General features: G+C 63.3%; 11 protein-coding genes and 1 tRNA gene. 5 read left to right on the plus strand and 7 right to left on the minus strand.

Annotated features, from left to right (window positions below):
• Window positions 1-36: 36 nt before the first annotated feature.
• Window positions 37-1,842 carry a DEAD/DEAH box helicase gene (locus JSO19_RS00550; protein ID WP_270909104.1) on the minus strand — a complete coding sequence of 602 codons (1,806 nt, stop codon included), beginning with the start codon at window positions 1,840-1,842 and terminating at the stop codon, window positions 37-39.
• Window positions 1,843-1,887: 45 nt separating this feature from the next.
• Here JSO19_RS00550 and JSO19_RS00555 point away from each other — a divergent pair, with 45 nt between their 5' ends.
• Complete coding sequence (locus tag JSO19_RS00555) at window positions 1,888-2,712, plus strand: GDSL-type esterase/lipase family protein (protein WP_270909105.1); 825 nt, start codon at window positions 1,888-1,890, stop codon at window positions 2,710-2,712.
• Here JSO19_RS00555 and gluQRS read toward each other — a convergent pair.
• On the minus strand, window positions 2,699-3,634 hold the full coding sequence (gluQRS, locus tag JSO19_RS00560) for a tRNA glutamyl-Q(34) synthetase GluQRS (RefSeq protein ID WP_270909106.1): 936 nt from the start codon (window positions 3,632-3,634) through the stop codon (window positions 2,699-2,701). The genes JSO19_RS00555 and gluQRS overlap by 14 nt on opposite strands.
• A gap of 46 nt (window positions 3,635-3,680) precedes the next feature.
• Here gluQRS and JSO19_RS00565 point away from each other — a divergent pair, with 46 nt between their 5' ends.
• Window positions 3,681-6,026 (plus strand): excinuclease ABC subunit UvrA, encoded by a 2,346-nt coding sequence (locus JSO19_RS00565; RefSeq protein ID WP_270909107.1) that lies wholly within the window; start codon window positions 3,681-3,683, stop codon window positions 6,024-6,026.
• 39 nt (window positions 6,027-6,065) lie between these two features.
• On the opposite strand, the gene JSO19_RS00570 is transcribed toward JSO19_RS00565, so the two are convergent.
• Both JSO19_RS00570 and JSO19_RS00575 read right to left on the minus strand, forming a co-directional pair.
• A complete protein-coding gene (locus JSO19_RS00570) occupies window positions 6,066-6,566 on the minus strand; it encodes a nucleoside deaminase (protein ID WP_270909108.1) in 501 nt (166 codons plus the stop codon).
• Window positions 6,567-6,646: 80 nt separating this feature from the next.
• Window positions 6,647-8,221: an AMP-binding protein gene (locus tag JSO19_RS00575; protein WP_270909109.1), complete on the minus strand. Its 1,575-nt coding sequence runs from the start codon at window positions 8,219-8,221 to the stop codon at window positions 6,647-6,649.
• Window positions 8,222-8,379: 158 nt separating this feature from the next.
• Here JSO19_RS00575 and JSO19_RS00580 point away from each other — a divergent pair, with 158 nt between their 5' ends.
• The gene (locus tag JSO19_RS00580) at window positions 8,380-8,865 is read left to right on the plus strand and encodes a MarR family winged helix-turn-helix transcriptional regulator (RefSeq protein ID WP_270909110.1); all 486 of its coding nucleotides are present in this window, start codon (window positions 8,380-8,382) and stop codon (window positions 8,863-8,865) included.
• A complete protein-coding gene (locus JSO19_RS00585; protein ID WP_270909111.1) occupies window positions 8,862-9,632 on the plus strand; it encodes a DNA alkylation repair protein in 771 nt (256 codons plus the stop codon). The genes JSO19_RS00580 and JSO19_RS00585 overlap by 4 nt, the downstream gene beginning before the upstream one ends.
• On the opposite strand, the gene JSO19_RS00590 is transcribed toward JSO19_RS00585, so the two are convergent.
• From JSO19_RS00590 to JSO19_RS00600, 3 genes are all read right to left on the minus strand, one after another.
• On the minus strand, window positions 9,633-10,811 hold the full coding sequence (locus JSO19_RS00590; protein WP_270909112.1) for a calcium:proton antiporter: 1,179 nt from the start codon (window positions 10,809-10,811) through the stop codon (window positions 9,633-9,635).
• Between the two features lie 248 nt (window positions 10,812-11,059).
• Window positions 11,060-11,133, minus strand: a tRNA-Val gene (locus tag JSO19_RS00595).
• Between the two features lie 82 nt (window positions 11,134-11,215).
• Entirely contained in the window at window positions 11,216-11,674 is a 459-nt protein-coding gene (locus tag JSO19_RS00600) for a peroxiredoxin (protein ID WP_270909113.1), read from the minus strand.
• Between the two features lie 266 nt (window positions 11,675-11,940).
• Here JSO19_RS00600 and aceE point away from each other — a divergent pair, with 266 nt between their 5' ends.
• Window positions 11,941-14,667 carry a pyruvate dehydrogenase (acetyl-transferring), homodimeric type gene (gene aceE / locus JSO19_RS00605; RefSeq protein WP_270909114.1) on the plus strand — a complete coding sequence of 909 codons (2,727 nt, stop codon included), beginning with the start codon at window positions 11,941-11,943 and terminating at the stop codon, window positions 14,665-14,667.
• Window positions 14,668-14,673: the final 6 nt, after the last annotated feature.

Below are 14,673 nucleotides of genomic sequence, written 5' to 3' on the forward strand. Positions count from 1 at the left end.
CGCCGCGAGATTCTGCCGGCGACGAAGCGAGGCCCGCTACCGGCGCAAGCGCTTGCGCAGTACGTCGATACGTGCCTGCAGCTGCGTCACCGAGGCGCTCGCGACGAGCGGCCCGCCACAGATGCGGCGCAGCTCGTTGTGGATCTGACCGTGCTGCTCGCCCGTGGTCTTGGCGTAGAGGCCGACGAGGCTGTTGAGCAGTTTGCGCTGCTCGCCGAGCGTGCGGTGCAGGGCTTGCGGGGCCTCGGCCTTTTCGGGGGCGTGCTCGACGATGCCCTGCCGGTTTGCGCTGCGCTTCGCCTGGCGCGCCTGGCGCTGTTGCAGGAGTGCCTGCACCTCGTGCACGTCGAGCAGGCCGGGTAGCCCCAGGAAGTCGAGCTCTTCTTCGCTTCCGACCTCGGCGTAGCCGCCAAACTCGGCTCCGTCGAACAGGGCGCGGTCGAAGTGGGCGTCTGACGAGAGCGCTTCGTAGACGAACTCGTTCGTGAGTTCGTCTGACGCGCGATCCTCTTGGTTGGCGGCGTCGAGCATTGACGCCTCAAGATCCCAGGTGTCGCCCTTCGCGACCATGTCGAGCACGTGGCTGCGCTCTTTCTCGAGCTCGGCCGAGAGCTGCATGAGCGTGGGAACGTTTGGCACAAACACCGAGGCAACCTCGCCGCGGCGGCGTGAACGCACGAAACGGCCGATGGCCTGCGCGAAGAAAAGCGGGGTCGCCGAGCTCGTGGCGTAGACGCCGACCATGAGCCTCGGCACGTCGACGCCCTCAGACACCATGCGCACCGCGACCATCCAGCGTGACTCGCCTTCTGAGAACTCGTCGATCTTCGCGCTCGCGGTGTCGTCGTCAGAGAGAATGAGCGCGACGTCTTCGCCCGTGATGCTCTTGAGGATTTGCGCGTAGGCCCTCGCCGAGGCGTGGTCGGTCGCAATAACGAGGCCCCCCGCGTCGGGAACCTGTAGTCGGGTCTCGGTGAGACGCACATCGGCGGCGCGTAGCACCTGCGAGACCCACTCGCCAGCGGGGTCGAGCGCGGTGCGCCATGCCTGCGAGGTGATGTCTTTCGTGTTGCCCTCGCCGAGCCGGGCCTCCATGACCTCGCCAGCTGAGGTGCGCCACTGCATCTTGCCCGCGTAGACCATGAACACGACCGGGCGCACGACGCCGTCGGCGAGGGCTCTGCCGTAGCCGTAGTCATAGTCGGTGATCGACACCCTCGTGCCGTCTGACTGGGGCTGATACAGGGTAAAGGGAATTTCGGCGTCGTCACTCCGAAAGGGGGTTCCCGTGAGCGACAGGCGCCTCGTCGCGGTGCTGTACGCCTCGCGAATCGCGTCACCCCAGCTCAGGGCGTCACCGCCGTGGTGCACCTCGTCCATGATCACGAGCGTCGGTTCGCGGTCGGTGAGCAGGCGGTGCTGAATTGGCTTCATCGCGACCTGCGCGTAGGTCACGACGACGCCGTGAAAGTGGCGGCCGTAACTCTGGCCGTCGGCGTTCGAGTACTGCGGGTTGAGCCTGATGCCAACGCGGGCAGCGGCAGCGGCCCACTGCTCTTTAAGGTGCTCGGTCGGGGCGACAACGATGATCTGGCTGACGGTTCGGCGCCCGCGAAGCTCGGCGGCGAGCCTCAGCGCGAAGGTCGTCTTACCTGCTCCGGGCGTTGCCGAGGCTAGAAAGTCGCGGGGTTCGGTCTCGAAGTAGCGCTCGAGCGCCTCCTGCTGCCAGGCACGCAGCGACCCTGCCGTTCCCCACGGAGCACGGCCCGGAAACGCGGGCGAAAGATGCTCAGCAGCGTGGGTGCCGGGGGTCGGCGAGCCGTCATCCAGCTGCCCTGTCATCTCATCATCCCGTTCGTCCACGACGATCTACATTATCGTAGAGATATGACACCGCTGAATCCTGACATGAATGCCTCGCTTGAATTACCCTGGTCGCGGTACGTCGCGGTCGGTGACTCCTTCACTGAGGGAGTGGGCGATCCCGCTCCGACACGCCCGAACGGCCTGCGCGGCTGGGCAGACCGTGTCGCTGAGGTGCTGAGCGCTATGCACCCCGACGGCGATTTCTCGTACGCGAACCTCGCGGTGCGCGGCAAGCTCGTCGATCAGATCGCGAGTGAGCAGGTCGACGCGGCTCTCGCGCTGCAGCCAGACCTCATCACGATTTGCGCGGGCGGCAACGACGTCTTGCGCCCGGGTTCTGACCCCGACGAGATCACCGCGAAACTCGAGCGAATCGTCACGAGACTCGCCTCTGGCGGCGCGACGATCGTCATCTTCACGGCGGTCGACGTGAGCTTCACGCCCGTGTTTAAGAGCATTCGCGGAAAAGCCGCGATCTATAACGAGAACGTTCGCGCGATCGCTGCCCGGCACGACTGCATTGTCGCCGATCAGTGGGGACTCACCGAACTCAAGGATCCGCGCTACTGGGCTGATGATCGACTGCACATGAACGCGCTCGGCCACCACACGGTCGCGCTTCGGGTGCTCGACGCGCTCGGGGTTCCGCACAACCTCACCCCGCTCGATCCGCCTCCCGTCGCACCGCACAGCTGGCGTGAGGCGCGCGCCGAAGACGTGGTGTGGGCCCGCACGCACCTCGTGCCGTGGGTGATTCGCCGGCTGAAGCGCGAGTCATCGGGCGATCACGTCGCGCCGAAGTGGCCCGAGGCGAAGCCGCTTCCCGACGATCTTATCGGCGGCTAGCGGGGTGCCACACCCAGGGCTCGCGCGGTAGTCGAGCCTCGTCGAATCGTTCGAGGAGTTGCTGGGTCGTCACCCGGGCTCCCTGTTCGTTGAGGCCGAGCGATGAGCCGAGCAACGACAGCACCGATTGTGCCGTCTCGCCCTGCTCGATGAGTTCGGGCAGCGTCACGGCCCCGTCGCGCTTCGCGAGCCGCTTCTGGTCCGGCCCCAACACGAGCGGAACGTGATGGTACTCAGGCTGCGCGTACCCGAGCAGCCGCTGCAGTGCGATGTGCCGCGGAGTCGATGCGAGCAGGTCGTCACCGCGCACCACCTGGTCGACCCCCTGCCACGCGTCGTCGACGACCGCGACGAAGTTATAGGCGTAGGCCCCGTCGCCCCGCATGATCACAAAGTCGTCAATCGCGCCCGTCGTTTCACCGCGCACACCGTCGGTGAAGCTGATCTCGCGGTGCGGTTCGTCGAAGCGCAGGCGAAGGGCGGCGGATCGCGGCGCAATACGCCGCCTCGCCTCCCGTCGCTCGCTCTCGCTGAGATCGCGGCAGGTGCCCGGGTAATTGCCGGGTGGCTGGTGAGGGGCAACGGGTGCCTCGAGAATTTCACGGCGCGTGCAGTAGCACTCGTAGAGCCGTCCCGCTTCGTCGAGTTCGCGAACGATGTCGGCATAGGCGTCGAGGCGCTCGGTTTGCCACACGACCGGGCCGTCCCAGTCGAGCCCGAGCGACGCTAGGTGCTCAAGCTGTGTCGCCGCCGAACCCTGATCGCGTGCCCTGTCGAGATCTTCAACGCGCATGACAAAGGAGCGCCCCGTCGAGCGAGCGAAGAGCCAAGCGAGAAGGGCGGTGCGCAGGTTGCCCAGGTGCAGGTCGCCAGAGGGGCTCGGTGCGTAACGGCCCGCCCCTGAATGTTTCTCGTGATGCACCTTCTTAGAGTACCGAATGTCGGTGGTACGCCGTATTCTTTTGCTCATGACCCACGCAGCTGATCAGCACACCAACATCACGGTTCTCGGTGCCCGCGAGCACAACCTCAAGGGTGTCTCTGTCACGATTCCGAAGCGCCGACTCACCGTCTTTACGGGGGTTTCAGGTTCAGGCAAGAGCTCACTCGTATTTCACACCATCGCTGCCGAGTCGCAAAGGCTCATCAACGAGACCTACAGTGCCTTTGTACAGGGGTTCATGCCGACGCTGCCCCGCCCCAACGTCGATGTGCTCGAAGGCGTGACAACCGCCATCATCGTCGACCAGAAGCCACTCGGCCAAGACCCGCGTTCGACAGTGGGCACCGCGAGCGACGTGAACGCACTGTTGCGCATTCTCTTCAGCCGCATCGCGAGCCCGCACATCGGCAACCCGCAGGCCTACTCGTTTAACGTTGCTTCGGTTTCGGGGGCGGGCGCTGTCAGCTTTGAGAAAGATGGCAAAACGATCAAAGAGCGCCGCTCGTTCTCAGTCACGGGCGGCATGTGCCCCCGTTGCGAGGGCCGGGGCCTCGTCTCTGGCTATAACCACGAGGCACTGTTTGACGCGTCGAAAACGCTCGAAGAGGGCGCGATTCTCGTTCCCGGTTACTCGATGAGTGGGTGGTGGGGCCGCATCTTCGGCGCGCTCTTCGCGCTCGATAAGCCACTTCGCGACTTTACCACCGACGAGCTCGACCTTCTGCTCAACGCTGAGCCGACGAAGCTCAGCGTTGAGGGCATCAATGTCACCTACGAGGGCCTCATTCCACGTATCGAAAAGTCAATGTTGCAAAAAGATCGCGAGGCCATGCAGGCGCACGTGCGGGCGTTTGTCGACCGGGCCATCACCTTTACCGAGTGCCCGGAGTGCGAGGGCACGCGCCTCAGCGAGCTCACCCGATCGTCGCGCATCGAGGGCAAGAACATCGCCGACCTCTGCCGTATGCAAATCAGCGACCTGCTCGAGTGGCTCCCGACGGTCAGCGACGAGCGCGTCGAGCCGCTGCTCGCCTCGCTCACGGCAACCCTGCAGTCGTTCGTCGACATCGGTCTCGGGTACCTCTCGCTCGACCGGCCTGCAGGTTCCCTCTCGGGAGGCGAGGCACAGCGCACAAAGATGATTCGCCACCTCGGGTCCAGTCTCACCGACGTGACCTATGTGTTTGACGAGCCGACAATCGGCCTGCACCCGCACGACATTGAGCGCATGAACCGGCTCCTGCTTGACCTGCGCGATAAGGGCAACACGGTGCTCGTTGTCGAGCACAAGCCAGAGACCATCGCGATCGCCGATCACGTCATTGACCTCGGCCCGGCAGCGGGGGCGCTCGGCGGCGAGCTCTGCTACGAGGGTGACGTTGCTGGGCTCAGAGCGAGCGGCACGTTGACCGGCAAACACCTCGATGACCGCTCAAGCACGAAGCAAACCGTGCGTGAGCGCACAGGGTCGCTGCCCATTCGCGGCGCGGCGATGCACAACCTTGAAAACGTCGACGTCGATGTTCCCCTCGGGGTGCTCACCGTCGTCACGGGTGTCGCGGGCTCGGGCAAGAGTTCTCTCGTGCACGGTTCGATCTCGACTCAGCCCGGTGTCGCGGTGATTGACCAGACCCCCATTCGTGGTTCTCGCCGAAGCAACCCGGCAACGTACACGGGCATGTTCGACGGCATTCGGAGCGCGTTCGCGAAGGCAAACGGGGTGAAGCCAGCACTCTTCAGTTCGAACTCTGCGGGCGCCTGCCCCGAGTGCAAGGGCGTTGGTGAAGTATCTCTCGACCTCGGCGTACTCGCCGAGGCCTCGGTTCCCTGCCCCGTGTGCGAGGGGCGGCGTTACTCAGATGAGGTGCTGCAGTACCACCTCGAGGGGCGCAACATCGTCGAGGTGCTCGCCATGAGCATGAACGACGCGCTCGCCTTCGTGCAGCAGCCCGGGGTCAGCGTTCCCAAGGCAAAGGCCGTGCTCGCGAGGCTCGTCGATGTCGGCCTCGGCTACCTGACCCTCGGTCAGCCGCTCTCAACGCTCTCGGGAGGTGAACGTCAACGCCTCAAGCTCGCAATGACCATGGCCGAAGATGCCTCGATCTACGTGCTCGACGAGCCAACAACGGGGCTGCACCTTGCCGACGTCGAACGCCTGCTCGAGCTGCTCGACCGGCTCGTCGAGAGCGGCAAGTCAGTCATCGTTGTCGAGCACCACCAGGCGGTCATGGCGCACGCCGACTGGATCATCGACCTCGGGCCTGGCGCAGGCCACGAGGGTGGCCGCATCGTGTTCGAGGGAAGCCCCGAACAGCTCGTGAAGGCGCGCTCGACCCTTACAGGAGAGCACCTGGCTCGCTACGTCGCGTAAGGCTCGCCTCGTCGAAGAGCCTCAGAGCCTTCGCTCGGCCTACGCCTCAGCAACCCCGCGGAGGCGGGCGTGCAGCGCACGCACCCGGTCGCTGAGCTCGGGCGAGGGGCCCGCCACAGGAATGCCTGGGGCAACCGACTGCACCGGCAGCGGCAACACCGGTCCCGCCGCAATGCCCCACTCGAGATACCAACCGCTCAGCTGGTCGGTGCTCGTCGCGTAAACGATCGGGCCGAGCCCAACCCACGCGTGCGCAGCAGAGCACATCGGGCAGTGCTCACCGGAGGTATAGACCGTGGCGGTGGCACGCTCCTCAGGGCTCATGTTCTCGGCCGCCCAGCGCGCGATCTCAAACTCTGGGTGCCTCGTATGGTCGCCGCCCGCCACGCGGTTGCGATCTTCGAAGCGTACGACGCCCTCGGCGTCAACGAGAATCGAGCCGAATGGCTCATCGCCCAGGTCGAGTGCCTCTTCAGCGAGATCGACGCAGCGGGTCAAGAAACGGGTGTCTTCTTCGGTCAGTGTTCGTGAAGCAGTCATACCCTCACTCCATCACACCCGCGTGAAAGTTTCCAGGGGAGCCTCACGCCAAGCGTCGAGGCTCCCCTGCCTGCCCTTCCTTAGAGGGCGCGAAGATCCTTGCGCAGAATCTTGCCCGAACTTGATTTTGGAATTGCTTCGATGAACTCAACGACGCGCACCTTCTCGTGCGGAGCAACTCGCTCGGCGACGTGATCGATAATCGTCTGCTCGTCGGCTTCAGCCCCCGGCTGCAACACGACGAAGGCCTTTGGCACCTCTTGCCCGTCGGCGTCGAGCGAACCGACCACTGCCGCGTCGGCGACCACAGGATTCTCAAGCAGAACCGCCTCGAGCACCGCAGGAGCAACCTGATACCCCTTGTACTTGATGAGTTCTTTGAGCCGATCGACGATATAGAACTCTCCCTCCGCGGTCATCGTCGCGATGTCGCCGGTGCGCAGCCAGCCATCGGAGTCGAGCATCTCAGCGGTGTCTTCTGGCCGGTTCAGGTATCCCTTCATGACCTGGGGCCCCCGCACCCAGAACTCGCCCGGTTCGCTCTGACCGCTCTCGGGAATTTCGACGTCCTTGCCCGTCTCGCTGTCGACGACACGCCCCTCGGTGTTCGGCACGAGTAAGCCGATGCTCGAGCGATCGATATCGGTCCGTTCCTCAGGAATGGCGCAGACCACGGGGCTCGTCTCGGTCATGCCAAAGCCCTGAGCGACGACGCAATCGAGGCGTTTCGCCACAGCCTCGGCGAGGTGGCCGTCGAGCGGAGCCGCGCCAGAGAAGATGACCTTAACGGGCGACATATCGAACTGGTCGACGAGCGGGTGCTTCGCGAGCGCGACGGCAATGGGAGGCGCGATGAATACCCACGAGGTGCGGTGCTCGGCGATGATCCGCAAAAATTCTGGCAGATCGAACTTCGGCATCGTCACGAGGCCTGCGCGCTGCTTGACCGCGAGGTTGAGTAGTACGGTCATGCCGTAGATGTGGAAGAAGGGCAACACGGCGAGCACGCGGTCGCTTGAGGAAAGCCCGATCAACAGGCTCGTCTGGTGAACGTTGGCCACGAGATTGTGATGGGTAAGCTGCACGCCCTTCGGCTTGCCGGTCGTGCCAGACGAATACGGCAGCACAGCGAGATGAGTGAGCGGATCGAACTCGACGTGCGGCGCAGGGTTACCCTCTTGCAGCAGCTGCATGAGGTTCGGATGCCCTTCGGCCCCGTCAAGCACGATGAGCCGTTCGTCGGGAATACCGACCTCAGCAGCGGCAACCTTTGCCCCCTCGAGGAGCGGTGACACCGTGACGAGCCAGGTTGCGCCGGCATCACGGAGCTGATTCGCGATCTCGGCGGGGGTGTAGAGCGAGTTCAGAGTCGTAGCCGTTGCGCCCGCCCTCAGCATTCCGTGAAAGACCGTCGCGAAGGCTGGAACGTTCGGGCACAGGAGCCCCATCACCGTGCCCACCTCGACACCGCGCACCGCAAGGGCGCCCGCGAAGCCCTCGATCTGGGCGACGAGGGAGCGGTAGCTGGTCTCTGCCCCGCTCATGCCATCGATGATGGCCGCCCTATCAAGATCGGCCGCGTCTATGTCGGCAAAGAGGTATTCAAAGATCGAAACCTCGGGAATAGTAATGTCAGCGTATTGGCTGTGGACCATGTGATCTCCTTTGATCATTTGGCGTATTCGTACAACAAGTCGTCGACATTGCCCAGTGTGTCATACATCTTTCGGCTTTGGGCACAGCTGTTCGCGTTTCGTTACCGAATGTTCTTTTCAGCACGAATCCAGTTTGGTGCCTGATAGTATGGCACCTAATGACTTCACGCATCTCAACGAAACACGCATTACTCAACGAACGACTTGGCACGCCGCCCAATGCCGAGCTCGTGCTCTCGCTCCTCTCCCTTGCCAGAGACATCGACCGCGCCTGCGCCGATATGCTCGCCCCATACGGGCTCTCAGAGTCACGGCTCGCGGCAATGCTCGCGATCGAGCGCCGCCCGCTCATCACCGCTGCTGAGCTCGCCGATCATCTCGACGTGACCCGCGCAACCGTGACGGGGCTCGTTGACGGGCTTGACCGGGCAGGATACGTAGTTCGGCACACACCAGGAAGCGATCGTCGTCGCTCGCAGCTCACGCTCAGCAGTAAGGGCGCAGCCCTGCTCGATGAACTCATGCCGGTGTACAAGACCTGGTTCGAAGCACTCGCCGCGAACGTGAACGCCGAAACTCGCGACGTTGCCACCGGGGCCCTCGGCGAGTTGCACGACGCGTTCAAGAGCGGAGAGCGCTCATGAACGCCGCAGGCGCATCATCACTGGCGAAGGTCACCAATGACCACCGGTCCCTACTCAACACGGGCGCCGCGCAGGCGCGCACCCTCAGCGAAGCACTCGTGATCGATCAGCCTCTTCTCATGCGCACGGTCTGGCCCGACGCGCCAGACGCGCTGCACCGGGCGGTCACCGAGGCCGATCCGCTCGGGATTCTGCAGCGCATGCGACACATTGGAACCGCACTCGCGGCATTCGCTACCCCCGATCAGCTCGGTTCCTTCTCTCGGCACCCGTCTGACACGGTGCGCGGGTGGGTCTGCTTCGCGCTCGCCGCGAACGATGAGGCGACCCCGGACACCCTCTTGCGCGCACTCGAGCCGTTCGCCGACGACGAGCACTTCACCGTGCGCGAGTGGGTGTGGATGGCGGCGCGCCCCACCTTCGTTGAGGAGCTCGAGGCGAGCATCGCCCTGCTCGCCCGGTACACCTCGCACCCCTCACCTCGCATGCGCCGTTTTGCGAGCGAGGCACTTCGCCCCCGCGGGGTGTGGGCGTCGCACATTGCTGCCCTCAAGCGCGAACCAGATCTGGGCCTGCCGCTCCTTGAGCCGTTACGCTCAGACCCCGAGAAGTACGTGCAAGATTCGGTGAGTAACTGGATCAACGATGCCGCCAAAACTCAGCCCGATTGGGCCCGCGAACTCTGCGCACGCTGGCTGACCGAGAGCCCCACGCCCGCGACAGAGCGAATCGCGAAACGGGGTCTCAGGTCACTCCCCCAGGCCTAATCAGCTCAGCAAGACGATGCCGTAGACGGCAAACAGTACGAGGTGTGTCGCGCCGTGCATCGCGGTCATCTTGCGCGCCGAGAACGTCGAGAGCGTCAGCAGAAGCGTCAGCCCAAGCATCACGAGGTTGGCTGGCGACTCGGCAAGCACCACTCGCTGCCCGGTGAGCATGCCGACCACGAGCACCGCAGGAATCGTCAGCCCCACCGTCGAGACGAGCGCCCCGTGGCACAGGTTGCTCACCCGTTGCGCCTCGCCGCCGAGTGCCGCCCGCACCGAGGTGAGCGACTCCGGCAGAAACACGATCATCGCGATGATCACTCCCGCGAGCGCAATCGGCGCCCCGATGCGGTCGAGCCCGTCATCGAGCAGCGAGGCCATGTCGTGCGAAAGTAACACGATCGGCAACACGGTTACGACTAGAAGCACGAATCGCGTGATGATCTCACCTCGGTGCTGCGCAAAGACGACCCGCAGCGGATCGCGCCCGGCTTCACCCGTGGCTTGCGACACCGCGGGCCGATCAGTCTCCGCTTGGCTCGAGAGCGTCACGAGGTCGGCTGGGTCACGGAAATCATCTGCCTGCGCACCCATCTGGCGCACCAGAAAGAATGCGTACAGGCCAATCGTGAGCACGATGATGGGAATCTCTTGCCCCGTCGTGTACGCCCCGTCGACGCCGATAACCGCGGGCAGCGCGAAGGCGAGCCCGATGAGCACGACGAGCATTGCGAGGTAGGCGGAGACACCGGTGTGATTGACCCGCATCGCCCCTCGCTTCAGCCCACCGACAAGCAGCGAGAGCCCAACCACGAGGTTGGTGATGATCATCGAGACCGCCATGACCGAGTCACGCGCGATCGTCTCGTGCTCGCCAGGGCCGAGCATGACCGCGGTAATAAGGATCACCTCGATCATGACGATCGAGAGGGTGAGCACGAGCGAGCCGTAGGGGTCGCCGAGCCGGTGCGCAAGCGCCTCGGCCTGCTCGACAACGCCGAACGAACACAGGAGAATCACGGCCACGATTGCGGCCAGGGTGACCCAAAGCACCGGGCTCGAAACCGAACTTCCAAGAGCCGATGCGCAGAGCGTGAGCACGACGAATGAACCCCAGCCAACGCCAATACGGACCAGGTCAATGGGGCGAACCCACGAATTTCGAAGAGTGTGTTGCATGATCGAAATCTTTCCCTCGAGGTCGTCCTCGAAGAAGAGCGTCATCAGTCGGGTCGTCCCGCCTGGCCGGCATCTCGCGCGGCTACGACAATCGTAGCCGATGTCTCTGGGCGGGAGTGGGCTTTGTCGACCGCCTGGTTTCGATGCCCACTCGGTGTCCACCTGAGCACCAAGCGGAAATGACGACATAAACACCAAACGGGAACCCGCCACATGAGTGTGTAACGTGTTCCCGTTTGGTGATTCGGTGGGCGATGAGGGACTCGAACCCCCGACCCTCTCGGTGTAAACGAGATGCTCTAACCAACTGAGCTAATCGCCCGAATGCGCATTTGCAACTCTGTAAGCATATACACAGTTGGCACCCCACCGCAAAACGGGGTGCCAACCGCGTGTCGCATGCTCTAGAGCTTCGCGAGAGCCGCCTCGTAATCGGCGAAATTGCGTGGCTCTGACGGTGAGGTCTCGAACGACGCAACGATCTTACGGTCCTGGCCGATGACGACCGTGGCGCGGGTTGCAATGCCACCGTCTTCGGCGAAAACACCGTAGTCTTTCGCGACACCACCGTGCGGCCAGAAGTCAGAGAGCAGCGAGAATTCGTAGCCCTCTTCCTTAGCCCAGGCGGCAAGCGTGAACTTCGAGTCAACCGAAACACCGAAGAGACGAACCTTCTGGTTGTTAAACATTGCGAGGTTGTCACGCAGCTCGCAAAGCTCTCCGGTGCAAATGCCCGAGAATGCGAGCGGGAAGAACACGAGCACAACCGGCTGATCTTCGAGCGTTTCTGACAGGGTCACCTCTTCGCCGAGGTGGTCAACAAGGGTGAAGTCGGGGGCAAGTGTGCCAGCTTCAAGAACCATCGGTACTCCTTCTGAATCATTTCTACGCGTCGTTCGCACCCTCAGTCTACGTGGCGCCACTGACAGCGCGCGAGGGTCAAACGGGTGCTGCGACACGCCGCACTTGCGCCTGATAAGCCCCGTCAAAGCGACGAGTGACGCCCCTTGGCATTCTTCGCCAATTTGGTAGTAATGTGGAGACTGAACGCATATCTGCGTGAAACGATTGTGCGTTGTTGACAAAACAGCGCCAACTTCATTCTTTTGAAACTCAAAGGAGTACCCCAGTGGCAGTGAACAGTCAAGATCCGTACGCACCCGACCTCGATGATCAAGACCCTCAAGAAACGGCCGAGTGGGTAGAGTCCCTCGACGGTGTCGTCGATACTTCCGGCCCCGGCCGTGGTCGTGAAATCATGACGAGCCTTTTGCAGCGCTCACGCGAACTGCACCTCAGTGTTCCCCAGGTGCCAACGACTGACTACGTCAACACGATTGCCTCACAGAACGAGCCCGAGTTTCCGGGCGATGAAGAGCTTGAGCGTGAGTACCGCCGGTGGCTTCGCTGGAATGCCGCCGTCACGGTTCACCGTGCACAGCGCCCCGGAGTGGGCGTTGGCGGCCACATTTCAACCTACGCTTCAGCAGCATCGCTGTACGAGGTCGGGTTCAACCACTTCTTCCGCGGGCAAGACCACCCGGGCGGCGGCGACCAGATCTTCGTGCAGGGCCACGCCTCACCCGGCATCTACGCGCGCGCATTCCTTGAGGGCCGCCTCACCGAGGAGCAGCTGAACGGCTTCCGTCAAGAGAAGTCGCAGGCTCCCCACGCTATCCCGAGCTACCCTCATCCACGCAGCCAGCCCGACTTCTGGCAGTTCCCCACCGTTTCGATGGGCCTCGGCCCCATCAACGCGATCTACCAGGCGCAGGTCAACAAGTACCTCACCAACCGTGGCATCAAAGACGCTTCAGACCAGCACGTCTGGGCGTTCCTCGGTGACGGCGAGCTTGACGAGGTCGAAAGCCGCGGCCAGCTCCAGGTCGCAGCGAACGAGGGGCTCGATAACCTCACCTTCGTCGTGAACTGCAACCTGCAGCGCCTCGACGGCCCCGTTCGCGGCAATGGCAAGATCATTCAGGAGCTCGAAAGCTTCTTCCGCGGTGCCGGCTGGAACGTCATCAAGGTTGTCTGGGGTCGCGAGTGGGATGCTCTGCTCGACAAAGACGATGAGGGTGCCCTGCTCAACCTCATGAACACGACGCCCGACGGTGACTACCAGACCTACAAGGCTGAGAACGGCGCCTTCGTGCGTGAGTACTTCTTTGGCCGTGATGAGCGCACGCTTGAGATGGTCAAGGACTACACCGACGACGAGGTTTGGGGCCTGCGCCGCGGCGGTCACGACTACCGCAAGGTGTACGCCGCATACAAGGCTGCAACCGAGCACAAGGGTCGCCCCACCGTTATTCTTGCGAAGACGATTAAGGGCTACGGGCTCGGCTCGTACTTCGAGGGCCGCAACGCGACCCACCAGATGAAGACGATGCGCCTCGAAGATCTCAAGCGTTTCCGCGACACGATGCGCATCCCGATCACCGACGAGGAGCTCGAGGCGAATCCAGATTTGCCGCCGTACTACAACCCGGGTTCACACCACCCGACGATCCGCTATATGAAGGATCAGCGCTCGCGCCTCGGCGGTTACGTACCCGAGCGTCGCACGAAGCACACCGAGCTGGCACTGCCAGACAACAAGGTCTACTCGGTAGCGGCTAAGGGATCGGGCACGCAGGAAGCCGCGACAACGATGGCATTCGTGCGCATGCTGCGCGACGTCATGCGCGACAAGGAGTTCGGTTCACGTATTGTGCCGATCATTCCCGATGAGGCCCGTACCTTCGGTATGGATTCGTACTTCCCGACCTCAAAGATTTACAACCCGCACGGCCAGAACTATCTCTCGGTCGACCGCGAGCTGCTGCTGGCATACAAGGAGAGCCCGCAGGGCGTACTGCTCCACGTCGGTATTAACGAAGCAGGCGCCGCAGCCGCGTTTACCGCAGTCGGCACCTCGTACTCGACGCAGGGCGAGCTGCTTGTGCCCGTCTACATCTTCTACTCGATGTTTGGGTTCCAGCGCACGGGCGATGCGTTCTGGGCTGCTGGCGACCAGATGGCCAGGGGCTTTATCATCGGCGCAACCGCCGGCCGCACCACGCTCACCGGCGAGGGCCTGCAGCACGCTGACGGCCACTCGTTGCTCCTCGCAGCCACGAACCCTGCCGTCATCTCGTATGACGCGGCTTACGGCTACGAGATCGGGCACATCTTCCGCTCAGGCATCGAACGCATGTATGGCGGTCAGCACGAAGACCCGAACGTCATGTACTACCTCACGGTATACAACGAGCCGTACGTTCAGCCTGCCGAGCCAGAGAACGTTGATGTCGAAGGCATCGTGCGCGGTATTCACCGCGTGCACGAGGCCGCGAAGAGCGACCTGAACGCCGAGATTCTTGCCTCGGGTGTTGCTGTGCCATGGGCCATCGAGGCCGCAGAGGTACTCAAATCAGAGTGGGGCGTCGACGCGAGCGTCTGGAGCGTCACGAGCTGGGGCGAGCTGCAGCGCGATGGCCTCGCGGCTGAGAAGCAGAACTTTGCGAACTTCTCGGCAACGCCACGGGTTCCCTACCTCACCTCGAAGCTCCAGGGCATCACTGGCCCCGTTGTCGCGGTAAGCGACTGGGCAACCCAGATTCCCGAGCAGATTCGCCCGTACGTGCCCGCGACCTACACGGTTCTCGGTGCCGATGGTTTCGGTTACTCAGACACCCGTGCGGCTGCACGACGCGACTTCAAGATCGACCGCGAGTCGGTCGTCGTGAAGGTGCTGCAGCAGCTGGCGCTCCAGGGCAAGATTGACTCATCGATTCCAGTACAAGCAGCCGAGCGCTACCGCCTCGATGACGTCAACGCCGGTTCAACCGGCGGTGCGGGCGGCGACGCGTAAGCGAGA

The sequence above is a fragment of the Leucobacter sp. UCMA 4100 genome (assembly GCF_027853335.1).
In the GTDB taxonomy this organism is placed as follows: domain Bacteria; phylum Actinomycetota; class Actinomycetes; order Actinomycetales; family Microbacteriaceae; genus Leucobacter_A.